General features: G+C 61.4%; 16 protein-coding genes and 1 pseudogene. 11 read left to right on the top strand and 6 right to left on the bottom strand.

What is annotated here, in order from left to right; translation table 11 throughout:
• The first annotated feature begins 268 nt into the window (after positions 1-268).
• From proS to GT355_RS08105, 5 genes are all read left to right on the top strand, one after another.
• Entirely contained in the window at positions 269-1,729 is a 1,461-nt protein-coding gene (proS, locus tag GT355_RS08125) for a proline--tRNA ligase (protein WP_160134194.1), read from the top strand.
• A 115-nt stretch (positions 1,730-1,844) separates the two neighbouring features.
• Positions 1,845-6,404, top strand: a complete 4,560-nt coding sequence (gltB, locus tag GT355_RS08120; protein ID WP_160134193.1) for a glutamate synthase large subunit — start codon at positions 1,845-1,847, stop codon at positions 6,402-6,404.
• Positions 6,405-6,504: 100 nt separating this feature from the next.
• A complete protein-coding gene (locus GT355_RS08115; RefSeq protein WP_160134192.1) occupies positions 6,505-7,182 on the top strand; it encodes a DUF4396 domain-containing protein in 678 nt (225 codons plus the stop codon).
• Positions 7,183-7,237: 55 nt separating this feature from the next.
• Positions 7,238-8,215 carry an NAD-dependent epimerase/dehydratase family protein gene (locus GT355_RS08110; protein ID WP_160134191.1) on the top strand — a complete coding sequence of 326 codons (978 nt, stop codon included), beginning with the start codon at positions 7,238-7,240 and terminating at the stop codon, positions 8,213-8,215.
• Positions 8,216-8,277: 62 nt separating this feature from the next.
• Positions 8,278-9,336 (top strand): NAD(P)-dependent glycerol-1-phosphate dehydrogenase, encoded by a 1,059-nt coding sequence (locus tag GT355_RS08105; RefSeq protein WP_160134190.1) that lies wholly within the window; start codon positions 8,278-8,280, stop codon positions 9,334-9,336.
• A 26-nt stretch (positions 9,337-9,362) separates the two neighbouring features.
• Here GT355_RS08105 and GT355_RS08100 read toward each other — a convergent pair whose 3' ends face one another.
• Entirely contained in the window at positions 9,363-10,475 is a 1,113-nt protein-coding gene (locus GT355_RS08100; protein WP_160134189.1) for an NAD(P)-dependent alcohol dehydrogenase, read from the bottom strand.
• A 125-nt stretch (positions 10,476-10,600) separates the two neighbouring features.
• Positions 10,601-11,260: a type I 3-dehydroquinate dehydratase gene (locus tag GT355_RS08095; protein WP_160134188.1), complete on the bottom strand. Its 660-nt coding sequence runs from the start codon at positions 11,258-11,260 to the stop codon at positions 10,601-10,603.
• A 383-nt stretch (positions 11,261-11,643) separates the two neighbouring features.
• On the opposite strand from GT355_RS08095, the gene GT355_RS08090 reads away from it, so the two are divergent.
• On the top strand, positions 11,644-12,654 hold the full coding sequence (locus GT355_RS08090; RefSeq protein WP_160134187.1) for a tyrosine-type recombinase/integrase: 1,011 nt from the start codon (positions 11,644-11,646) through the stop codon (positions 12,652-12,654).
• A 115-nt stretch (positions 12,655-12,769) separates the two neighbouring features.
• Here the strand turns inward: GT355_RS08090 and GT355_RS08085 are convergent, their stop codons facing one another.
• The 3 genes from GT355_RS08085 to GT355_RS08075 all read right to left on the bottom strand — a co-directional run bounded on the left by GT355_RS08085 (position 12,770) and on the right by GT355_RS08075 (position 14,912).
• The gene (locus GT355_RS08085; RefSeq protein ID WP_160134186.1) at positions 12,770-13,021 is read right to left on the bottom strand and encodes a hypothetical protein; all 252 of its coding nucleotides are present in this window, start codon (positions 13,019-13,021) and stop codon (positions 12,770-12,772) included.
• 216 nt (positions 13,022-13,237) lie between these two features.
• Positions 13,238-13,771, bottom strand: a complete 534-nt coding sequence (locus GT355_RS08080; protein WP_160134185.1) for a hypothetical protein — start codon at positions 13,769-13,771, stop codon at positions 13,238-13,240.
• 88 nt (positions 13,772-13,859) lie between these two features.
• Positions 13,860-14,912 carry a hypothetical protein gene (locus GT355_RS08075; RefSeq protein WP_160134184.1) on the bottom strand — a complete coding sequence of 351 codons (1,053 nt, stop codon included), beginning with the start codon at positions 14,910-14,912 and terminating at the stop codon, positions 13,860-13,862.
• Positions 14,913-15,659: 747 nt separating this feature from the next.
• On the opposite strand from GT355_RS08075, the gene GT355_RS08070 reads away from it, so the two are divergent.
• From GT355_RS08070 to GT355_RS08060, 3 genes are all read left to right on the top strand, one after another.
• On the top strand, positions 15,660-16,301 hold the full coding sequence (locus GT355_RS08070; protein WP_160134183.1) for a site-specific integrase: 642 nt from the start codon (positions 15,660-15,662) through the stop codon (positions 16,299-16,301).
• Positions 16,302-16,490: 189 nt separating this feature from the next.
• Positions 16,491-17,984: a type I restriction-modification system subunit M gene (locus tag GT355_RS08065; RefSeq protein ID WP_160134182.1), complete on the top strand. Its 1,494-nt coding sequence runs from the start codon at positions 16,491-16,493 to the stop codon at positions 17,982-17,984.
• Complete coding sequence (locus GT355_RS08060) at positions 17,977-19,296, top strand: restriction endonuclease subunit S (protein WP_160134181.1); 1,320 nt, start codon at positions 17,977-17,979, stop codon at positions 19,294-19,296. The genes GT355_RS08065 and GT355_RS08060 overlap by 8 nt, the downstream gene beginning before the upstream one ends.
• A gap of 1 nt (position 19,297) precedes the next feature.
• On the opposite strand, the pseudogene GT355_RS18550 reads toward GT355_RS08060, so the two are convergent.
• Positions 19,298-19,637, bottom strand: a pseudogene (locus GT355_RS18550) (PIN domain-containing protein).
• Between the two features lie 137 nt (positions 19,638-19,774).
• On the opposite strand from GT355_RS18550, the gene GT355_RS08050 reads away from it, so the two are divergent.
• The gene (locus GT355_RS08050) at positions 19,775-22,729 is read left to right on the top strand and encodes a type I restriction endonuclease subunit R (RefSeq protein ID WP_160134180.1); all 2,955 of its coding nucleotides are present in this window, start codon (positions 19,775-19,777) and stop codon (positions 22,727-22,729) included.
• On the top strand, positions 22,722-23,444 hold the full coding sequence (locus tag GT355_RS08045) for a M48 family metallopeptidase (RefSeq protein ID WP_160134179.1): 723 nt from the start codon (positions 22,722-22,724) through the stop codon (positions 23,442-23,444). The genes GT355_RS08050 and GT355_RS08045 overlap by 8 nt, the downstream gene beginning before the upstream one ends.
• Positions 23,445-23,470 lie beyond the last annotated feature (26 nt).

Here is a 23,470-nt window from a genome sequence, read left to right as displayed (position 1 = left end):
GAGTCGGCTTTCAGCCTCCCGCGCGCCGACAGCAGCCGCACCGCAACGGGTCGGCCACTCCCCTCCGGCGGGTGTGCTCACGACCCCTCGGATTTATTGTACCGCGGCCGTTGCGATGGCTCATGGACGACCGACTCGATCGGGGGATCGCTTCCCGTCGAGCCGGCTCGCCGGTTCCGTTCCCGCCGAGTGGCCACTGAGCCACTCATCATCCCTTCCCACTCGACGGAACCGCACCGCGTTTAACCCATCACGGACACGACTACGTATGAGCGAACCGGAATCACAGGAACTCGGTATCACGGAATCGAAGGAGTACGCGACCGGCGAGTGGTTCGCCGAGGTCGTCAAGAAAGCGAAGCTCGCGGACTACGCCCCGATGGGCGGGTTCATCGTCACCCGACCCCGCGGCTACGCCCTCTGGGAGGGCATCCAGGACCATCTCGACGGCTGGTTCAAGGACACCGGCGTCAAGAACGCCTACTTCCCGATGTTCATCCCCGAGAGATACCTCGAACGTGAGAAGGACATCGTGGAGGGCTTCGACCCCGAGGTGGCGTGGGTCACCGAGGCGGGCAACGAGGAGCTCGACGAACGGCTCGCCGTGCGTCCCACCAGCGAGTCGATCATCACGCCCTTCATGAGCCAGTGGATCCGGAGCCACCGCGACCTCCCGATGCGGGTGAACCAGTGGTGTTCGGTGGTGCGCTGGGAGGCCACCGACACGAAGCCGTTCTTCCGCACGAAGGAGTTCCTCTGGCAGGAGGGTCACACCGCCCACCAGGACGGCGAGGCGGCGTGGGAGGAGACGATGCGCCGGCTCGAACAGTACCGCCAGCTCCACGAGGAGGTGCTCGCGATGCCCGTGCTGGAGGGCCGCAAACCCGAACACGACAAGTTCCCCGGCGCACACACCACGGCGGCCATCCAGCCCCTCATGCCCGACGGCCGGGCGCTCCAGGCCGCCACCAGCCACTACCTCGGCGACGGGTTCGCGGAGGCGTTCGACATGACCTACGTCGACCGCGACGAGAACGAACACGTCGCCCACACCACCTCGTGGGGGCTGTCGTGGCGCGCGCTCGGCGGGATGGTGATGACCCACTCCGACGACCAGGGGCTCGTGCTCCCACCTGCGCTCGCCCCCGAACAGGTCGTCGTGGTGCCGATCTGGCAGGAGGACACTCAGGAAGAAGTGCTCGACTACGCTGCCGACCTCGCGGCCGAACTCGACGAGGCCGGTCTGCGGGTCGAACTCGACGACCGCGACGAGCGCAACCCCGGCTTCAAGTTCAACGAGTGGGAGCTCTACGGGGTCCCCCTCCGGATCGAGGTCGGCCCCCACGAAGTCGAGGACGGCGAGGCCACGCTGGTCCACCGCCCCGACGGCGAGTCCGTGGTCGAGTCACGGGACGGGATCGCGAGCACCGTCGAGGAGCACCTCGACACCGTCTTCGCGAAGCTCTACGCCGCCGCCGAGGAGCACCTAGAGGAGAACGTCCGCGAAGCCGAGAGCCGCAACGAGTTGTTGGGAACCATCGGCCAGCACGGCGGCTACGTCAAAACCGGGTGGTGTGGCGACGAGGCCTGCGAGACCGAGATCAAGGACCAGATCGCCGCCGAGATCGTGATGGTGCCCCTCGACCGCGACGAGGACCCGATCCAGGAGACCTGTGCGATCTGTGGCGACGAGGCCACCGAGACGGCCTACTTCGCCAAATCCTACTGAACCGGCCCCGGATCCGCGGACCCTTCGAGCGGCTCCGATGCATATGTATGGTATTAACAGACACTTATGCTTTCAGGGACAACCTCTTATTGGACACCACGGTATCCGGTGACATATGGCTACTCATCACCCCTCCGGAGAGGAGTCGGCGGCGACGCTCGTCGACCCCTCCGGGGCGCGGTCGAACTGCGGTGTTGGCGTCGTGATGGATCTCGATGGCGGCTGTGACCACTCGGTCGTCGCCGACAGTCTCGACCTCCTCGCGAACCTCGAACACCGTGGCACGACCGGTGCGGAGGAGAACACCGGCGACGGCGCGGGGATCATGCTCCAGACGCCCCACGACTTCTTCGCCGACGAACTCGACGTCGACCTCCCCGAGACCTACGCCGTCGGTTCGGTCTTCTTCCCGCGCGACGACGCGGCCCGCCGGACGTTACAGGAACTCTTCGAGGACCGGCTCGCCGACCACGGTCTTTCAGTGCGGCACTGGCGCGACGTCCCGACCGACAACGCGGACCTCGGCAAGACCGCGCTCGACGCCGAGCCCGATTCCGCCCAGGCGTTCGTCGTCCCGGACGACGACATCGGAACCGAGGCGTTCGACCACCGGCTCTACGTCGCCCGGCGGGCGGTCGAACAGGCGGTCGCCGAGCGCGAGCCCGACGGCGAGGAGCGGTTCTACATCTGTTCGCTCGACCGGCAGACGCTGGTCTACAAGGGGCTCCTGAAGGGCGACCAGATCGCCGACTACTACCCCGACCTCACCGACGCGCGGGTACGCTCGACGTTCGTGCTGGTCCACGCTCGTTTCTCGACCAACACCCTCGGCGCGTGGCATCTCGCCCACCCCTACCGGAACGTGATCCACAACGGCGAGATCAACACCATCCAGGGCAACGTCAACTGGATGCGGGCACGTGAGAACGACATCCGAACCGACGAGTTCGACATCGACGCCGTCCGACCCGTGATCGCCGACCCCGAGCAATCGGACACCGCGAGCGTCGACAACGCGCTCGAACTCCTCCTCCAGGGCGGGCGGGACCTGCCTCACGCGCTCCGCCTCCTGATCCCCGAGGCGTTCCGCGGCGAGGAACACCAGATGAGCGACGAGCGGCGGGCGTTCTACGACTACCACGCCTCGCTCTCGGAGCCCTGGGACGGTCCCGCCCTCGTCGCGGCCACCGACGGCGAACGCGTCGGCGCGGTGCTCGACCGGAACGGGTTCCGGCCCTGCCGGTACGACATCACCACCGACAACCGACTGGTGATGGCTTCGGAGGCCGGCGCGCTCGACCTCGACCCGTCCGAAATCGAAGAGCGCGGCCGGCTCGAACCCGGGCAGCTCTTCGTCGCCGACCCGGAAGCGGGCCGGGTCGTGCCCGACGAGGAGGCCTTCGAGAGCCTCACCGACGAGAAGTACGCCGAGTGGGTCGGCGAGGAGCAGGTCCACCTCGACGACCTCGCCGGCGAGGCGGCCCACGAACACGCCGCACGCGACACCGAGGAGGCGGTCGACGACCTCCGCTCCCACCAGGCGCTCTACGGCTACACCTACGACGAACTCGACAACCTGCTCGAACCGATGGCGACCAAGGGCAAGGACCCCGTCGGGTCGATGGGCGACGACACGCCGCTCTCGGTGCTCTCGCAGTTCAACCGCCCGCTGTTCACCTACTTCCGACAGCTGTTCGCCCAGGTCACCAACCCGCCGCTGGACTACATCCGCGAGGAGCTGGTGACCTCGCTCGAAACCCGGCTCGGCAACCAGCACAACCTCCTCGGCGAGACCCGCGAGCACGCTCGCCAGCTGGTCTCCGACTCGCCGATCCTCACCGACGCCCAGACCGAGGCGATCAAGTCGATGAACGGCGACGCCAACGGGCTGACGTCAGCGACCGTCGACATCACCTACGAGGCCGACGGCGACCTCGAAACCGCGGTCGAACGGGTGCGCGAGGACGCCAGCGTCGCCGCCGACGACCACGACATCGTGGTGCTCTCGGACCGTGCGGCGAGCGAGTCCCGGAAGCCGATCCCGAGCCTGCTCGCGACCGCCGCGGTCCACCACCACCTCGTGCGCAACGGGCTCCGAAATCGAGCGGGGCTCGTTGTCGAGTCGGCCGACCCTAGAGCCGTCCACCACATCGCGACGCTCGTGGGCTACGGCGCGGGCGCGATCAACCCCTACCTCGCCTACCAGACCATCGCGGACCTCACCGCGGGTGGCGACGGTGCGGAGCTCGACGCCGCGATCGGGGCCTACATCGAGGCGCTCGAAGACGGCCTCCTGAAGACCATGTCGAAGATGGGGATCTCCACGGTCCAAAGCTACCAGGGCGCGCAGATCTTCGAGGCGGTCGGGGTGAACTCGGCGTTCGTCGCGGAGTACTTCGAGGGAACCCCCTCACGAACCGGCGGGATCGGTATCGAGGACGTCGAGGAGGACCTCGCGGACCGCCACGCCGTCGCGTTCTCGGCGGACCCACAGATCGAGCGCCAGGGCGAGTACGAACACCGCTCCGGCGGGATCTTCCACGAGTGGAACCCCAAGACCGTGGGCGCGCTCCAGCAGGCCGTCCGCCGTGGCGACTACGAGCAGTACGGCGAGTTCGCCGAGCTGATGAACAACCAGCAGGAACGCCTCCAGAGTCTCCGCGGCTTGCTCGAATTCGACTCCGACCGCGAGTCGGTCCCGATCGACGAAGTCGAACCCGTCACTGAGATCGTGAAACGGTTCTCGACGGCCGCGATGAGCCTCGGGAGTCTCTCGCCCGAGATGCACGAGAACAACGCGGTGGCGATGCACAGGTTGGGAGGGAAGTCGAACACCGGCGAGGGCGGCGAACCGCCCGAACGGTTCGGCACCGAGAAGGAGTGTAACGTCAAACAGGTCGCGTCGGGTCGGTTCGGGGTCACCTCCGAGTACCTCACCTCGGCCGACGAGCTCCAGATCAAGATGGCCCAGGGAAGCAAGCCGGGCGAGGGCGGCCACCTCCCGGGCAAGAAGGTCAACGAGATGATCGCCCACGTCCGCCACGCCACTCCAGGTGTGGGACTCATCTCGCCGCCGCCGCTCCACGACATCTACTCGATCGAGGACCTGAAACAGCTGATCCACGACCTGAAGGCCGCGAACCCCGAGGCCGACATCAACGTCAAACTGGTCTCGGAGGCGGGGATCGGCACCATCGCGGCCGGGGTCGCGAAGGCCAACGCCGACGTGGTCCACATCTCGGGTCACTCCGGGGGGACGGGTGCGAGCCCGCGAACCTCGATCAAGAACGCGGGCGTCCCGTGGGAACTCGGCCTCGCCGAGACGAACCAGATGCTGCGGGAGACCCGCCTGCGTTCCCGGATCCGCGTCTCGACCGACGGCGGTCTGAAGACCGGAAGGGACGTCGCGGTCGCGGCGCTGCTCGGTGCGGAGGAGTACATCTTCGGGACCGCCTCGCTCGTGACGTCGGGCTGTGTGATGGCCCGCCAGTGTCACGAGAACACCTGTCCCGTGGGCGTCGCGACCCAGCGCGAGGAGCTCCGCGAGCGCTTCTCGGGCGAGCCCGACCACGTCATCAACTACATGACGTTCATTGCCCAGGAGCTCCGCGAGCTGATGGCCGAGCTCGGCTTCACCACCGTCGAGGAGATGGTCGGCCGGCCGTCGTTCCTCGCCCAGCGCGAGGACGTCAGCCAGGAGAAGGCGCGGAAGGTCGACCTCTCGGCGGTGCTCGCCGAGCCCCGGAGCGACGGCGAGCCCGGCACCGAACGAACCAAGGTCAGGGAACAGACCCACGAGATCGACGAGCAGCTGGACCACGAGATCGTCGCCGACGCGGAGGAAGCGATCGAGGCGGGCCAGCCCGTCTCGTTGAACTACGACATCTCGAACGTCGACCGGGCGGTCGGCGCGCTGCTCTCGAACCGTATCTCGACGGCCCACGGTGGGTCGGGTCTCGGCGAGGACACCATCCGCCTGGGCTTCGACGGCACGGCCGGGCAGAGCTTCGGGGCCTTCCTCGCCTCGGGCGTGACGATGGACCTCACCGGGACCGCGAACGACTACGTCGGCAAGGGGCTCTCGGGCGGCAAACTCGTGCTCGAAACCCCGCCCGACGCGGCCTACGAGGCCGCCGAGAACAGCCTGATCGGTAACGTCGCGCTCTACGGCGCGACCGAGGGCGAGGCCTACATCAACGGCAAGGCGGGCGAGCGGTTCGCGGTTCGGAACTCCGGCGTGACGGGCGTGGTGGAGTCCGTGGGTGACCACGGCTGTGAGTACATGACCGGTGGAGCCATCGCGGTGCTCGGGAGTACGGGCAAGAACTTCGCGGCCGGGATGAGCGGCGGGGTGGCCTACGTCCTCGACCCCGACGACGAGTTCGACGCGAAGGTCAACCACGGCATGGTGAGCACGAGCCGCGACCTCGACCGGAAGGACGAGGCGATGCTCCGTCGGCTGGTCGAGAACCACGTCGCCTACACCGACTCCGAGCGTGGCGCGGCCGTGCTCGACGACTGGGAGGACGTGAAGACGCAGTTCGTGAAGGTGATGCCCGACGCCTACGCCGACGCCATCGCCGAGCGCGAGGAGGCCGACGTCAGAACCCGACCGCCGGCCCAGGCGAGCGCCGCGAGCGGCGAGCAGCGCGTCGCCGAGGGCGGCGCGGACTGAGGGCGGATCGTCCGAACGGTTTCGAAACCAAATCCCGAATCGAAATAACTTCGGTTTCGAAACCAGAATCCCGGTAAACCCCGAACCCCTATCGACCGACGTGACTCTCGAAACGGCACTCACCGGTCTTCTCACCGACCCGGTCGTGGTCGCGGTGTGGGTCGTCCTCGTTGCATCGTCGCTCGTCGTTCTCGCGTGGGACCTCCGGACCAACAACCCCGAGACGGCCTCGCTGATGCAGTTCGCGTGGGGGCTCTCGACGCTCTACTCCGGGCCGATCGCGCTCGGGGCCTACTGGTACGCCGGGCGGTCGCAGATCGCGAGCGACTCGCTCTGGCGGAAGGGCTTTCGGTCGGTCACCCACTGCTACTCGGGGTGTGGGGCGGGTGAAGTGGTCGGCGTGGTGACGATGGCGGGCGTGTTCGCGGTCTCCAGCACGGCGCTCACCGCGGCCGTGACGTTCTCGCTCGCCTACCTGTTCGGCTTCGCGCTCACCATCGGCCCGTTGCTCCAGGAGGGCGTCGGCTTCCGCGAGGCGCTCTCGGATTCGTTCTACAGCGAGACCGCGAGCATCACCGTGATGGAGGTCGCCGCCATCGGCACCGACATCTGGATCGCCGGGGACGCCCACATCGGAGCCCTGCTCTTCTGGACGGGGCTCGCGTTCTCGCTCTCGGTGGGCTACTTCGTGGCCTACCCGGTGAACGTCTACCTGGTCCATCGCGGGGTCAAGGGTGGGATGCAGAACCCGACCGAACGCGGGCAGACGACGTCGTGAGAACGCTCCCGCACCGCTCGACATCGTTTTGCGGCTTCGCCGTGCGTATGTAGCCGTGAACGCACTCGTCATCGGCGGTACGCGCTTCATCGGCCGTCACACCGTCGCGGCACTCCTCGGCCACGACTACGAGGTCACCGTCTTCAACCGCGGGAACCACGAGATACCCTTCGAGACCGTCGAGCACGTCGTCGGCGACCGGACCGACCCCGAAGCCCTCGAAGACGCGGCCCAGCGGACCGACCCCGACGTCGTGATCGACTGTGTGGCCTATCATCCCGACGAGGTCCGCCGCGCGGTCGACGTGTTCGCCGACGTGAACGCCTACGTCGTGATATCGAGCGGCGCGGCCTACGGGGCCAACGCGATCCCCAAACGCGAGGACGAAACGCCGCTCCACGAGTGTACCGACGAGCAGGCGACCGACGACTCGTGGGCGACCTACGGCCCGCGAAAGGCCGAAATCGACCGTGTGGTTGCGGCCGCGGGCGAGGCGGGTGTGAACGCGATGAGCGTCCGCCCGCCCGTGGTCTACGGTCCTCACGACTACACCGAACGGTTCGATTACTGGGTCGACCGCGTCGCGAACCACGACCGGGTGGTGGTCCCCGGCGACGGTGACAGCCTCCGGCACATGGTCTTCGTCGAGGACGTGGCGAGCGCGCTGGTGCGGGTGGCCGAGGACGGCGATCCAGGTGAGTCCTACAACGTCGGCGACCGTCGGCTCCCGATCCTCGAAGAGTGGATCGAACTCGTCGCCGACGCGCTCGGGGCCGAGGTCGAGGTCGTGACCGCGAACGAGCGCGAACTCGCCGCCGCCGACCTCGCGCCCGAGGACTTCCCACTCCAGCTCGACTACCCGCACGTGCTCTCGACCGCGAAGCTCGCAGGGCTCGGGTGGGCGGCGACCCCGATCGAGGAGGCGCTCGCCGCGACCGTCGAGGACCACCGCGACTCCGGGCGCACCGGCCGCGAGAACGGTCCCGACCGCGCCGCCGAGGAGCGGGTGTTGGGCATCCTCGATACGATCTGACGGGGGCCGGTTCCCGCGCTCGCGGTCGGGAACGTTATGCGCCGCCGGGGACACCCGAGAACATGTTCGACAAATCGACGTGGATCCGCCTGCCGCGAAACGTCGTGGTGGGCCACGGCGTCCTCGACGAGACCACCGACGCCATCGCCGAGCTCCACCTCGGTGGCCAGCCCCTCCTCGTCACCTCCCCGACCGCTCGTGAGGTGGCCGCCGATCGCGTCGCGGCGTCGTTCGCCGCGGGTGGTCCAGAGCCGGCGACGGTCGTCGTCGAGGAGGCGAGCTTCAGCGCCGTCGAGCGCGTCGTCGAGACCGCCCGCGAGGAGGACGCGGGATTTCTGGTTGGCGTCGGCGGCGGCAAACCCATCGACATCGCGAAGATGGCGAGCGACACCCTCGAACTGGGGTTCGTCTCGGTGCCGACCGCGGCGAGCCACGACGGCATCGTCTCCGGTCGCGGTTCGGTCCCCGAGGGTGACACCCGTCACAGCGTGGCCGCCGAGCCGCCGCTGGCCGTGGTCGCCGATACGGGCGTGATCGCCGACGCGCCGTGGGAGCTCACTACTGCGGGCTGTGCCGACATCATCTCGAACTACACCGCCGTTCGGGACTGGCAGCTCGCCCACCGGCTCCAGAACGTCGAGTACTCCGAGTACGCCGGCGCACTGAGCCGAATGACCGCCGAGATGCTGGTCGACAACGCCGACTCGATAAAGAAGGGGCTCGAAGAGTCCGCGTGGGTCGTAGTGAAGGCCCTCGTCTCCTCGGGGGTCGCGATGTCGATCGCGGACTCCTCGCGACCCGCGAGCGGGGCCGAACACCTCTTCAGCCACCAGCTCGACCGCATCGCGCCCGGTGTGGCGCTCCACGGCCACCAAGTGGGAGTGGGTTCGATCCTCACCGAGTACCTCCACACCGGCGACGATGGCCGGTGGCGGAACATCCGCGACGCGCTCGCCCGGATCGGCGCGCCGACCACCGCCGACGGCCTCGGGATCGACGACGGGGCGGTCATCGAGGCGCTCACGACCGCCCACGAGATCCGGGACCGCTACACCATCCTCGGCAACGGCGTGAACGAGCCCGCGGCGCGGGAGGTCGCCACGGTGACGGGTGTCATCTGAGCCGTTCGTTCCCGCGACGACGCCGATTACGCGTCGCTCATCCGGAGGATCGGTTTGATCGTCTCGCCGCTCTCGGACGCCGCGACCGCGTCCTCGATCGCCTCGAAGTCGTAGTACTCGACGAGTTCGTCGAACGGGAACCGTCCCTGCCGGTAGAGCTCGACGAGGGTCGGGATGAACTCCTTCGGGTACGAGTCGCCCTCCGCGACGCCGCGAACGGACCGACCGGTGGTGACGAAGTCGTTGACGTCGAGGCTCACCTCGGTCCCGAGCGGCGGTGCGCCGACGACGCCGACGGTGCCGAGCTTCGCCAGCGAGTCGAACGCCTGTCGGAGCACGGCGGTGACGCCCGTCGACTCGACGGCGTAGTCCGCGCCGCCGTCGGTCGCCTCGCGGACGGTTTCGACGACGTCGGCGACCGACTCAGGGTTCACCGTCGTCGTCGCCCCGAGCTCCGCCGCGAGGTCGAGACGGTTCTCGAAGAGGTCGACCGCGACGATGGTCGTCGCACCGACCACCTGTCCGGCCATCACCGCACTGAGCCCGACCGTTCCGGCACCGAAGACCACGAGCGACGAACCGGACTCGACGTCGAGCGAGTTCATCACCGCGCCCGCACCGGTCTGGACGCCACATCCGAGCGGCCCCGCCAGCTCCAGCGGTATCCCCTCCGGTACGGGGACGACGTTCTCCTCGTGGGCGATTGCGTGGGTGGCGAACGAGGACTGGCCGAAGAAGTTCGCGCCGATCGGTTCGCCGTCGCTGTGTATCGGCGACGAGCCGTCCTCGAAGCGTTCCCCGCCGAAGTTGTGCTCGAAGAACGAGTCACAGTAGGCCACGTCCTTGCTCCGACAGTTCGCACACGTATCGTCGTAGTCGAACGTGAGCCCGACCCTGTCGCCGGGTTCGACGTCCGTGACTTCGTCGCCGACGGCTTCGACGACACCCGACCCCTCGTGACCGAGGACGACGGGCGGTTCGGGCGGGTAGTTCCCGTCCCGAACCGAGAGGTCGGTGTGACAGATGCCAGCGCCGACGATCCGCACGAGCACCTCGTCCGCGCGGGGGTCGTCCAGCGTCACGCGCTCGATCTCGAACGGTCCACCGGTTTCGTTGACGACCGCAGCTTCGATCTCCATCGCACCGTGTACTTACCGCCGAGCGGTTTTGTGGATTACCCTTCGAGGTACTCTCCGTGGGCGACCGGTGAGCCGGCCCTCGCGGACGTCCCAGCGGCGACGACCACTGGTGCGTCGACGTCGCGCTACAGCGTGTCGAGGAGGTCCGCGAGCGTGGCGAGGTCGTACTGACCCGGTGCGGTCACCTCGCCGGGGTCGACGGGTGCGTAGGCGATCCGCGAGCCGTACTGGGGTGCAACCGCACGCGAGTGCCGTCCCACCTCCCCCATCGCCATCGTCGCGACCGCGTGCCCCGCCGTGTCGATCTCGTCGGTCACCGCGAGCAGCGCGAGCACGTCCTCGCGGCTCTCGGCCGTGACCGCGAGCTTCCCCACGTCGCCGTGGTCGACCGCGCTCGTGAGCGTCTCCCGCATCGAGACCCGCGACGGGGTTCCCGAGAAGTCGTGGGCCGAGACGATCACCTCGACTCCGTTCTCGCGGGCGTGGTCGAGCACCGAATCCGCCTCGTCGATGGCCGCGAGTTCGACATCGACCGCCTCCACTAGAGAATGCTCGACGGCGCGTTCGAGCGCCGCGAGCCGTCCTTCGGCCTCGGCCTCGCCGCCCTCCTCGACCGTTCGATTCGTCGCGACGAGCGGGAGGTCGCCGTCGTACGCGTCGAGCGCGTCGAGCGGCTTGTCGGCGAGGTCCATCCGGAACTCGACGGCGTCGGCGTGCTCGCGGGCCGCCGGTTCGTCGGCGAGATCGGCCGTGGCCGCCGCGAGGACCGGAGTCTCGAAGTTCATGCCCTCAGCTCAGTTCGACCCGCCGAAAACTCGTTCGGCTGTTCCTTGCGGCCGGAGGATTCGGTCCGCCGTGCTTCGTCCGCCGCGGTCAGCGGTGTGTAAGCGCACCCACCGCGAGCGAGGCGAAGCCGAGCGAGCGGGCGCGAGGGTGACCAACGGGAACCCGACGCGCTTTTGATCCACATTTTGCCAGGGAGCGAGTGAACGAAGTGAACGAGCGACCGCAGCAAAAGGTGGGATGGACTCGCCGGGATTTGAACCCTCAGACGCTAACGCGTCCGATTGTGGCCATTCCGTGCTCGCTGCGGCTCGCACGAAACGGCCATCCGGGGCCTCTTCCAGACTACGGAGTTTCCCTGTGGGTTGGTGGAGAGCAGACAGACATGACAACAACGCTCACACCAGAAGAAGCACTCGAACAGTATCTCGAATCCAGGCATGACGCAACAGCGAGTACGGTTACCAACCACCGCTATAGGTTGAATTACTTCCTTCAGTGGTTCGACGAGGAGTCCGAGTTGGACGACCTGTCGGCACTCTCCGGACTCCACTGCGAGCAGTTCAAGAACTGGAGAATGACGAACTTCGACCTGAACTTAGTCACGCTCCAATACCATATGCAGACACTCCGTGTATTCGTTCGGTGGTGTGAGAACGTGGGCGTGATTGATGAGGAGGTCTCCGACAAAATCATCGTACCGACCGTCCCCGAATCCGAGAAAGCGCGGGATGTGCACATCTCACATGACCGGGCCACTCAGATAATGGACTACCTGGCTCGATACGAGTGGGCTTCGAAGAACCACCTCGTCTTCAGCCTGCTCTATCACACTGGAATGCGGAGGTCCTCTCTCTACTCATTGGACGTACAGGATTGGCATCAGGATAATGGCTATCTCGCTGTGCGCCATCGTCCAGAGCAGGGCACTTCGCTAAAGCTGAAAGAGGATGGAGAGCGGAACGTCTCCGTTACCAATAATCGACTCGCCAGAGCTCTCGATGACTGGCTTGAGGAGCAACGACCAGACGTTGTCGATGACTCTGGTCGACACCCACTACTCGCGAGTACTCAAGGTCGACTGCACTACGAGACTATCTCGAAAGTATGCTACCGAGTTGTTAGACCGTGCTACTTCGCCAACGAATGCCCGCACGACCGCGATATCGACGATTGCCAAGCTACTAAGCGCGACCACATGTCGAAGTGTCCTGGTTCAGTAAGCAGCCACCCAATCAGAAGGAGCGCAATCACTCACCACTTAGACTCTGACGTCCCGAAGGCCATTGTCTCCGAGCGAATGAACGTCTCGGAACCTATTTTGGATATGCACTACGACGCAAGGGACAAAGAGCAGCGGCGTCTGAACCGAGCGAAGTATCTCGATAGCGTGTAAGGCGTAAACTTCCTCTCGCCCAACCGCCTAAAATTACTTTATGAGGCCCATTGCAACTCATACTACATTGAGTAGCTTCCTTGTATGAGTGAGTAACTGTGAACGGCGCTGGTTCTCAGGCCCCTGGCAGCACTGGTGGGCACATTACGTCAACGCGGACCGTGTCACCCATCCCACGGTGTATTTGCATGATTTCGAGCCCGACATCCCGTAGTTCGTCGAGTATCTCAACATCGTCAATTGGCTCCTGAAAGTAGAGCCAGGCAAGTCTGGACTTCCTGCTGGGACCTTGTGCCCATATGGATGTACCAAGTTTTCCGAAGTACTCCTGCCATCCCTCTATGTCGACCGTATGGAGTCGTTCCATCACTTTCCCATTTGAACCCCTCCCGGATAAATGTCTCTGTGTATACAATTACACAGGAGTACTAATGTTGCCATACTGCTGTGTAGTGAGTTACACAGCTGTGTATTCTGATACACAGGTTGGGGTACTCAAATGAAAGATAACAGTCACATAGCGCGCTCTCAGATGTCTATATTTCTGGTGTATTGATGAGTGGTAGTCTGCGGGGTTTCATTATCACCTAACACCTGGTAGTTCTCGGAGTTCATCTTGGCTGAGTGCACGGTACTTCTGCGAGTCCCTCCGAACCAGCTTCCCGTGCCGGAGGTCTTCGAGACTTGCACAACCAACAAGGTCGGCAAAGGTCTTCGAAACAGTCACGAGTAGAAACACATCGGAGTTCTCTCGCTGAAGGGTCTTTTCGGCGACAATCAGCCGAGCATCCATTCTTGTGCGAGTTTTGACGTCGATATATTCTGGCTCTTTGTCGTCACTCTCATGCGAATTCACGAGGTCAAACCCTCCATCACCATCTTCGTAGACGTTGGTATCAAGGGAGAGACCGTAGGTTCGCGCTACCGCGAGTTCGCCCGCTACTCCGGTACGGTGAGCATCGACTGTCGAAGTATCTCTACAACTACGTTCTTGATTAAGATAGGACTGGGCTCGTTCCTCCGCAAGTTCGCTAACGAACGACCAATCATCTTCATCGAACTTGACTCGGAGACGGGTTCCTAAGACCTGCTCCGTCTCTTTCTCGTTGAACTTCATTCTCTCGTCGATTGAGTTCCGTATCTGCGAGACAGACACATCGAAAAGCACTCCTCATGCTCAGTACTGTACACGAGGCTCAGCACAATCATAGCCCCCATGGATGAATAGAGTGTGCTCCGCTCACTACAGCGTCGTATTCCACGCGAGCCTGCGGGTCTTCGATGTCTGTCGTGTCGCTGATGTATGCTACGGCCTTGTCGACAGCTTCGGCGCGGTCACGTCGGTCTCCATCGAGGATACCTCCGTCAAGGTCTCCGCTTGTAACAGGTTCGACAACATCCCCCGAACCGTCTTCTGTTCGGAGTCGCATGGGTATCAACACGTTACCTCCCCCGCACTGCCGCAACTTGTGTTCCAGAGGACCCGATTCTATCCAGGGCGCAGCACAGAGAACATCCATGTGTGCGACGAATCCTCCTCTGACTTGCATTACGTGGACTCCTGCGATACCTGACTTAGTGAGCTTCTGGAATGGTACAGCGAGACCCTTGCTCACGTACTCACTTCGAAGTTCACGGTAGAGGTCCGGGTCGTACCGGCGCATCTTCCGAAGCCATCCCTCATTGACCGAGAAACGACGTCGCTTGAGCTTCTCGAAGGTTTCGAGGATGGACCTCCGAGCGATAGCTGGATGAGGATGGGCGCGTCGGTCATGGAGTGCTGTCCAGGTCCACTGATTCCACTGCATCACTGAATCGCTGTAGTTGTTCTGAGCACTGCTTCCTGCAGTACAGCGAGGGCAAAGCCGATGGAGACCGCAGTAGTAGCGACCACTGTCCTTTGTTTTGTTCCCACACGATGCAAGTCGACGTGCTCTCGCGAAGTGACCGAGCTTGAGCAACCCAGCAATCATCCAGCGTCTGTAGAGACTCCGAGTGGAGCCATACGTGACAGCACGTGCGATGTTGAGCGCTGGTTCTTCTGGAAGGTCACGTGGAACTCGGACACGAAGCAGCGGGTCCTTGTCTGGCAGGTTGCGTGTCTCGTCGCTGAGTTCGTCGAATTCTTGGATTCGCTTGAGGTCGTAGTTGTTCCGAGCGCCGTGTATAGTCCTTATGTCGGAAGGAAGAGCGTTCTCTATAGAGAGTGGTTTCTCTTCAGTAGGAACCGGGATGCTCCGCGCTGGTGTCGCACTCATGGTTGAACACGGGTACGAACCACCCCCTTCAGAGTATGCGCAAGAATTATACTTCTTCGTTGATGTGTTATTTGTGTAATCATAGTCGGTTGTTTGGGCGTGCCAGCGCCCGTCTCTTCACTCCATTAGCGGAGCATGGGTCATCTGCTACGTTGTCATAGTCCTTCCGAGTCCGAGAATTATAAAACTTTCTGACGTTCGAATCTTTGAGAATAACATGAGTGAGACGTGGCTCAATTGCGTGATTCAATGACCGACTCCTACCTTACTGCTGTGTATCTGAGTACACAACGCCATGGCCTCGGCTTCAGGATATCAAAAGTTCAATATGAAATTGGGTGAGCGCCATGACCCGCCGCTTCAGAATAATGGAGTTGACACACTCAAGTTGGTTCTCCAGTGGTCTCCTATAAATTCACGGCTGATAGGAAAACTGGGGTATTAAGAATAGTTAAAGACCCATATCCCTGGCTATTTCTGAGCAGATTTTCGCTGTCAGTTAGGGTGTGTTCGCAGCAGTCAACCAACCTCTCTCAAAAAACCAAAACAATGATATATTTCTCTGTTCTCACTGGACTCAGCAGAATATACTCCCCCAATCCATCCGTGCACGGGTTGTACCACAAAGCGTGCACACCGCGAGAAGCCAACCCTCTCACAGACCCTAAGACAACGATTTCCGGAGTGAGGTGAGTCGTCGACTGATGACCGAAGGCGCTATACACACAGATTATAAACAAAGCGTGTATGCCGCGGAGCATCGATGACTCAAGTTCGCAAACGAAGGTGTGGCTCAACTACCCCGACGACATCAACGCACTCGCAGATGAAGCTCGCGAGAGTGACTGGTCGCGACGTGTTGCTGTACTCCTCATGGGTAGGGTCGGGTTACGTGTGAGCGGTGTACTATCAGCGACGCCTGCAGGCCTCTCCTACAACGACGATGGCGACTATTGGGAGTTGCGAGTCCGCGGCAAGAACACCAAAGGTGGGGAGAAAACCACACGACAGGCGTACGTCCCCAAAGACGTGCAACGCGAACTCAACAACTACGCTAAGGAGCGCGACATTGCGTTGAGTGAGCCGTACGTTGATGTTTCCGTGGATAGCATCCGACGCTGGGTACGCGAAGCAGCAAGCAATCTCGCGCCGTCTGAGGGTAAAGAGAGCAGCTCCCGCGAGCACGATGACAACCATCCGGAGTACTGGGAACATGTCTCCTCGCACGATTTGAGGAGAGCCTGGGCGAACCATTATCTCGTTGAGGAGGAGGTCTCCGCCCGAGTCATGATGAGTATCGGCGGATGGAGTAGCTACGATGCTATTGAGCCGTACCTCACCGAACCAACATCGTCAACGATAGGTGAGGAGCTCAATGGACTCTCTTGAGATGCTCTCACGGCTGACAGATGCCTCCCTTCGTGGGGTTCTCCACAGTAGTACGACTACAGCAGACCTTCGTCACGGGCCGCTGAGACCCCTCTCGACGAAGCTATGCAACGGTTGTACTACTGCCGAGTCTCATCAATAGCCTGTAATCCATGAAAGCTAAGGCCCGATAGGCTGATGCGTTGTAGTATGCCGCTTACGCTTACCGAACTCGACTCGCACCTGTTCGAGTGCGCGGACATTATCCGAGACGCAGTGGACTCGACGGACTACAAGGACTACATTCTCCCGCTGGTCTACTACAAGACAATCTCCGACGAATTCGAAAAGCAGTATCAGGAGAACCTCGATGAGTACGGAGAGGACTTCGCCCGACGCCCGAACCTATTCGATACGCCGGTCATTCCAGAAGGGTATCTCTGGGAAGACCTCCGGGCAGTCAACGACAACGTCGACCAAGCGCTCAACGAAGCGTTCGACGCGCTGACCGAAGAGAACCCTGAGCTACAAGGCCTGTTCCGTGCCGACTACATCGACGCCGACGCGCTCAACGACGACCGCCTCGGGAAGCTCGTCGAGCACCTCAGCAAGTACGACCTTGACCGCGACAACGTGCCGCCGGACTTGCTCGGCGAGGCATACATGGACCTGGTTCGTCACTTTGCCGAGGAGGAAGGCAAATCTGGAGGTCAGTTCTTCACACCGCCGCACATCGTCGAGCTGTGCGTCCAGCTTGTCGATGACTTCGAGGACGGGCAAAGCTTCCACGACCCGACGGCTGGCTCCGGTGGGATGCTCATCGAGGCCGCACGGTACTATCGAGAGCAAGGTGGCGACCCCTCGAAGCTCACGTTCACGGGGCAGGAAATCAACCCCGACATCGCGGCCATCGCTCGGATGAACCTCTCCATCCACGCACTTAGCGGGGACATCGAGCGTGAGGACTCGCTTTCTGCGCCGCAGTTCACCAACGGGGAGGCGTTGCAGCGCTTCGACCGAGTTCTCGCCAATTTCCCGTTCTCGGCGAACTGGGCGAAGGACGACCTTCAGGACGACCCGTATGGCCGGTTCGACTGGGCTGAGAAGCTCCCACGAGCCGACCGTGGTGACTACGCCTTCATCATGCACATGGCGAAGCAGCTCAAGACGCCTAACCACGACGGCGTGGGTGGAAAGGCCGCCATTGTCATCCCGCATGGGGTCTTGTTCAGAAAGCACGAAAGCAAGTATCGCGAGCCGATGCTCGAAAACGACCTTGTGGAGGCCATCGTGGGGTTGCCCGAGAACCTCTTCCAGAACAACTCGATTCCGTCGGCGATTCTGGTGTTGAACACCGATAAGCCCGCCGACCGGGAGGGTGAAGTCCAGTTCGTCCACGCCGCCGACAAAGCGTTTTACGACGACCTATCGAATCAGAACGAACTCACGGATGAGGGTGTCGAGCACATCGTGCAAAGCGTCCGGGAGTGGACCACCGAGGAGCGCGTCAGCCGAACGGTGTCACTCTCGGAGATACGCGAGAACGATTACAACCTCAACATCGCGCTCTACGTCGACACCACTGAACCCGAGGAGGACATCGATGTGCGCGAGGAGTTAGCGACGCTCCGGGAGTTGCAGGCTGAGCGCGACGAGATTGAGGCTCGGATGACCCAGCACATGGAGGCGCTGAACTATGAGTGAGGAGGCATCACTGGACGAGTTCACAGATGAAAGTGAGGCGAGTAACGATGTCGCTAACCAGCCAAATGATGGACTGATTAAAGGAGTCGCATGGTCAACTCTGGACTACGTTCCTGACGAGTGGAATGTTAATAATATTGGTTCTGATATAGACTTACTCACTGGTAACAACTTCTCATCTAAGGACTTCGCCGATGAGGGAGGTGTTCCTCTGATTAGGATTCGTGACCTCGGAACTGATAAAACAACCCTGAATTTCACTGGCGAGTACGATTCAAAATATCTCATCGAAGCTGACGACCTGCTCGTGGGAATGGACGGAGAATTTGAGCCGCACCTATGGTCAGGTCCGAAATCTCTCTTGAACCAGCGAGTATGTAAGATAGAACCCACAAAGCAGTACAACAAGATATTCCTCCGATATGGGATTGAAAAACCGCTGTTCTACATACAAAAATCAATAGCGGGGACGACTGTGAAACATCTATCTCAGTCGAATATTCGGGATGTGAACCTACCAACTCCGTCACTCGAAGAGCAGCGCAAAATCGCCACTATACTCTACGCCGTCGACCAAACGATTCAGAAGACTGAGGAGATAATCGAGCAGACAAAACGTGTTGACGATGGACTTCTGCAAAGTCTGTTTTCGGGAGAGCGTCTTGATTGCGATTATGATGAGGTCCCGACCGTAGGAAGCATACCGGATTACTGGGAAAGTGGGCTGATGGGTGAAGAATGCACCATTACAATGGGGTCATCACCGAAATCAGAATACTACAACGAGTCTGGTGACGGTCTTCCATTCTTTCAAGCAAACAACGAGTTTGGTCTTCGCAGTCCTTCCCATAATAGGTGGTGCTCAAATCCAGTAAAGACGGCCGAAGAAGGTAGCACACTGATGACCATTCGAGGGACATACGTCGGACAAGTGAACATGGCAGACAGAAACTGCTGTATCGGACGGGGACTCGCCGCTATCTCAGCAGGTGACTCTATACTACCGGAATATCTCTACCACCACCTCCGAAGGCGTGAACGGTACGTGAAATCAATCGCTATCGGAAGTACCTTTGATTCAGTGAGCAGTGACGATTTGGACAACCTCGTTATTGCGATACCTCCAAAGGAAGAGCAGAAAGAAATCGCAGAGAGTCTTGAAGAAGTTCAGAAAACTTTCATGGACTCTCATGAGTATATTTCTCAACTCAAGCGCCTCAAACAGGGCCTAATGCAGGACCTCCTTTCAGGCGAGGTCCGCACCGACGACGTGGACATTGAGGTTCTCGACGACGTGCTGGCGCACGGCTGACTCACCGATAGGTTTCAAGCGTGACGCTGGGAATCGTCCCGAAGTGCGAATCACCAGCGAGAACCGGTTTGTCGCGTTCGATGGCTTCGCGGCGATTGCCGCATCATCCTCCTGATGCCGGGACCGTCCGCACCGTCGTCCATCCGCTTGCCGAGGAGTCGTCCGGCACGCCGAGTGGTGGATGGCGTCATCGACACCACTAACTACGAATTAAGCACTGCCTCGACGGTCCGACGCTCGGCGGGCGTGTTCGCAACCTTTCCCACGCCAATGTAGAGTTCCAACACGGTCATCGCTGGCATCACGAGCGCCACCCCCTCGGCTTCGAGTTCGCGCTCCATCGAGACGTCCGCCTCCACGTCGTCAATAACGTCTAAATCCACAGACCATCACGTTCACTCATCGTGATGAACGAAGCCAATGCTTTGTTTCTCCGTTTCACCGACAGAACCATGTGAGTGCTATCCGAACGAGAGCCATGATTAGCACGCCGAACGAGGGCGGCGTCGAGCGCTCCCTACTCTCGTGGCTCGACGGCATCGGGTGGGAGACACACGGTCAGGACGGCGGACGGGGTGCGCGAGTCCTCGACGAGCGATACGAACGCCGAACGAACGAAGTCATCTACTGGGACCTCCTCGCCGAACAGGTCGTCGCGCTCAACGATGACGTAACCAAAGCAAACGTCGAGAAATTCATCTCCTCGCTGAAACGCGACCTCGACCACGAAAACCTCCTCGACGGCAACCAAGCGTTCCACCAACTCCTCACGAAGGGCAAGACCTTCTCGGTCAAGCGTGCTGACGGCGTGAGCAAGACCATCTACGTCGACCTGATAGACTACGAGAACCCCGAGAACAACCGCTTTCATGCCGCCAATCAGTTTTCGGTCTCCCGTGAGACCACCATCCGTCCAGACGTGAATCTCTTCGTCAACGGCATCCCGCTGGTGACGATGGAACTCAAGAGCCGAGCACAGGACAACCACTGGAAAGACGCCGTGAGGGACCTTCTCGACTATCAAGAGGACGTTCCTCGGCTGTTTGTTCCCGGTCTGTTCAATATCGCCGCCGACACAATGGAACTCCGCTACGGCGCGGTCGGCGCACCCAAGGGTTTCTACCAACCATGGAACGATGCGCCGGCACTCTACGAGGACGACAACGGGATGAAGCAGGCCACGCAAGCGCTCTGTAACCCCGAGACGGTCCTCGACCTCGTGAAGAACTTCGTGTTCTACGAGCGCCGAACCGGCGGCGACGCCAAAATCGTTCCGAGATATATGCAGTACTACGCGGTCAACGCTATTCTCGATAGAGTGCGAGAGGGCGAGCACAACCGAGGCCTCATCTGGCACACCCAGGGGTCTGGCAAGTCCTTCACGATGCTCTATGCGGCCCAGAACCTTCTCTCACGCGACGTTGTGACGAATCCCCAGGTCTTCATCATCGTCGACACAGACAAGCTCAACAGCCAAATGCGCGACCAGCTGGCGAACCTCTCGCTCGAACAGTGGACCGTTGCCGAGCGGATTTCTCACCTCGAACAACTCATCGAGGAGGGTCAGAGCCAGCTTGTCCTCACGACCATCCAGAAGTTCGCCGATGTCGACCCGGATGTTCAGGGCAACGACGAGGTAATCGTGATGAGTGACGAGGCCCACCGCTTCATGGAGGCTGACCTCGGGAGTCGCCTTGACGCCGCGCTTCCCACGTGTTCTCATTTCGGTTTCACCGGTACGCCTGTCCGTGAGGGTGAACGCGAGAACGAACGCAACACCTTCCGAGAGTTCTCGCCTGAAGGTGAGGAGTACCTTCACCGCTACTCGGTTAAGCAGGGCATCGACGACGGCCTGATTTTACCTGTGTACTTCACGCTCCGCCACGAGATGGAGTGGGACATCGACGAGGCGGGTCTCGACGAGGAGTTCGAACACGAGTTCAGGACGATGACCACCGACGAGAAACGCGAGTTCATCCGCGAGCAGGTCACGGCGAAGACGCTGGCAGAACTCTCGCCACGGGTCGATAGGACTGTCGAGGAAATAGAACGGCACTACACCAAACACGTCGCGCCGAACGGCTGGAAGGGCATGGTCGTGACGCCCAGCCGTCGCTCTACGGCAATGTACGGCCAGCGACTTATCGAGCGATTTGGCGAAAAGAACGTGGAGGTGCTGTATACCGCGACGAAGGACGACCCCGAGCTGATTCGTCAGTTCCACACGGATTCCGAGGAGAGAGACGATATCGTACAGGATTTCAAGAAGGAAGATTCGCCGAAGCTCCTCGTCGTTCACAATATGCTCTTGACGGGATTCGACGCTCCAGTCCTGAAAACGATGTACCTCGACCGGAACCTCAAGAACCACAACCTGATGCAAGCCATCGCGCGGACGAACCGTCCCGCCGATGGCAAGGAGAACGGCGAAATCATCGACTTCCAAGGGGTCTTCGAGAACATCGACGAGGCGCTCGACTACGACGCGGAGACCAAGGCCTACGCTGCTCAGGACGAGAAAGAACTCTTCGAGGACCTCGTGAGTCAGGTCGAAACGGTCATGGACATCTTCGACGACATCCCGAAGAACGACAGTCAGGAAGCAGCCAACGACGCCATCGAACGAATCAGCACCCACCCGGAACGCCGTGAGTTCAAGCAAGGCTTCCGACGACTTCAGGACCTCTACGAGTCGGTAGCACCTGACAAGCGTCTCATCAACCAAGGGATTCAGGACCAATACAAGTGGCTGGGTAAAATACAGATAGCCTTCCAGCGGACCACCGCAGGCGACGATGCTCCCGAGGAGGACATGGCCCAGAAGACGCGGGACATCCTCGACGAAAATGTCGACATCGAAGAGATACGCCGCGACTTCCCGATGTACAAGCTCGGCGAGGAGTATCTCGACGAAGTAGAGGGTCTGGATAACCCCGGTGTGAAAGCCTCACAGGTCGCGCACGCAACTCGGGAACACCTGCATCCACGGACGGGCCAGAACCCCCGTTACAAACGATTGAGCGAGCGCGTCAACGACATCGTTGAACGCTGGCAGAGCGGTGGAATGGCCGACCCCGAAGCGGTCGAAGCGCTGAAATCAGTCGAAGGGGAGGTCTTGGAAGTCGAGAGGGAAGCCGGAGAACGGGGGATGTCGGATGCGGAGTTCGCTATCTACACGCATTTGACCGACAAGGAGACCGACATCATCGAGAACGACGAATTGGCCGAGGAGATTGCCGAGGGCATCAGCGAAGAGTTCGAAGAGCGCGTCGACCGAAGCTATCCCGGTTGGCAGACCAACCAAAGCACAGTCAGGGAGATAGAAAAATTGCTTCTCGATACGCTGGTGAAGAAACACAAGAAGCCAGCGCTAATGAACGACGACGAGTTCGTGGACGCGACCCGGAGCTATCTCATCGAGAACTATGCCTGAAGCGGCTCCGCGAGAGGTCGACCTGTTCGGTGAGACAGTCTCCTACGAGGTGCGCCGAAGCGACGAGGCCGACGACCCACGAATCGACATCGACATCCACGACGTGGTGGTCGTCCTGCCACGAGATTCGGAGACTGACCCCGAGGAGCTACTCGCCGAGAATGCCGCGTGGGTGATGGAGAAGAAACAGAAGTACGACTCTTTTCGAGAGACGATACCGGACCGGACCTTTGAGGCAGGCGCGACCTTCCCGTACTTCGGCGACCCGCACGAAATCGTTGTCGAGCATCGGCCCGCGTCGACGGTCGAAGAAGGGGCGTTCAAACTCGCGCGGCATCACGTTGAGCAGACGTCGGTACAACGAGCGTTGGAAACGTTGTATCGACGGAAGGCTCGGGAGACGTTCGAGGAGCGCGCCGACCACTACGCTGACGAAATGTGTGTCGAGTACAAGAGTATCGAACTACGCAACCAACGAACGCGATGGGGGAGTTGTTCGACTTCGGGAACCCTGAGCCTCAACTGGCGACTGATGATGGCCCCATCCGAGATTATCGATTACATCGTGGTCCACGAACTCGCTCATCTCCGAGAGCCGAATCACAACGGGACTTTCTGGTCGCTCGTCGTCGAGTACGACCCGGAGTACAAGGCTCGTGCCGAATGGCTCAACGAAAACAGTACACAGCTGATTTTCACAGAAGACGATTTGTGAATTTCTCACCATTCTTACATGGCTAA

Source organism: Halococcus salsus, assembly GCF_009900715.1.
Taxonomy (GTDB): Archaea; Halobacteriota; Halobacteria; order Halobacteriales; family Halococcaceae; genus Halococcus; species Halococcus salsus.
The sequence above is the reverse complement of the archived record's forward strand: the minus strand, read 5'-3'. Positions and strand labels throughout refer to the sequence as shown.

Excerpts from the sequence above, each read along its gene's own strand:
- GT355_RS08075 (WP_160134184.1), bottom strand. The coding sequence starts at position 14,912 with ATGAGTGCGACACCAGCGCGGAGCATCCCGGTTCCTACTGAAGAGAAA.
- GT355_RS08045 (WP_160134179.1), top strand. The coding sequence starts at position 22,722 with ATGCCTGAAGCGGCTCCGCGAGAGGTCGACCTGTTCGGTGAGACAGTC.
- GT355_RS08065 (WP_160134182.1), top strand. The coding sequence starts at position 16,491 with ATGCCGCTTACGCTTACCGAACTCGACTCGCACCTGTTCGAGTGCGCG.
- GT355_RS08060 (WP_160134181.1), top strand. The coding sequence starts at position 17,977 with ATGAGTGAGGAGGCATCACTGGACGAGTTCACAGATGAAAGTGAGGCG.
- GT355_RS08095 (WP_160134188.1), bottom strand. The coding sequence starts at position 11,260 with ATGAACTTCGAGACTCCGGTCCTCGCGGCGGCCACGGCCGATCTCGCC.
- gltB (WP_160134193.1), top strand. The coding sequence starts at position 1,845 with ATGGCTACTCATCACCCCTCCGGAGAGGAGTCGGCGGCGACGCTCGTC.
- GT355_RS08070 (WP_160134183.1), top strand. The coding sequence starts at position 15,660 with ATGCCGCGGAGCATCGATGACTCAAGTTCGCAAACGAAGGTGTGGCTC.
- GT355_RS08080 (WP_160134185.1), bottom strand. The coding sequence starts at position 13,771 with ATGAAGTTCAACGAGAAAGAGACGGAGCAGGTCTTAGGAACCCGTCTC.
- GT355_RS08050 (WP_160134180.1), top strand. The coding sequence starts at position 19,775 with ATGATTAGCACGCCGAACGAGGGCGGCGTCGAGCGCTCCCTACTCTCG.
- GT355_RS08085 (WP_160134186.1), bottom strand. The coding sequence starts at position 13,021 with ATGGAACGACTCCATACGGTCGACATAGAGGGATGGCAGGAGTACTTC.
- GT355_RS08100 (WP_160134189.1), bottom strand. The coding sequence starts at position 10,475 with ATGGAGATCGAAGCTGCGGTCGTCAACGAAACCGGTGGACCGTTCGAG.
- GT355_RS08105 (WP_160134190.1), top strand. The coding sequence starts at position 8,278 with ATGTTCGACAAATCGACGTGGATCCGCCTGCCGCGAAACGTCGTGGTG.
- proS (WP_160134194.1), top strand. The coding sequence starts at position 269 with ATGAGCGAACCGGAATCACAGGAACTCGGTATCACGGAATCGAAGGAG.
- GT355_RS08090 (WP_160134187.1), top strand. The coding sequence starts at position 11,644 with ATGACAACAACGCTCACACCAGAAGAAGCACTCGAACAGTATCTCGAA.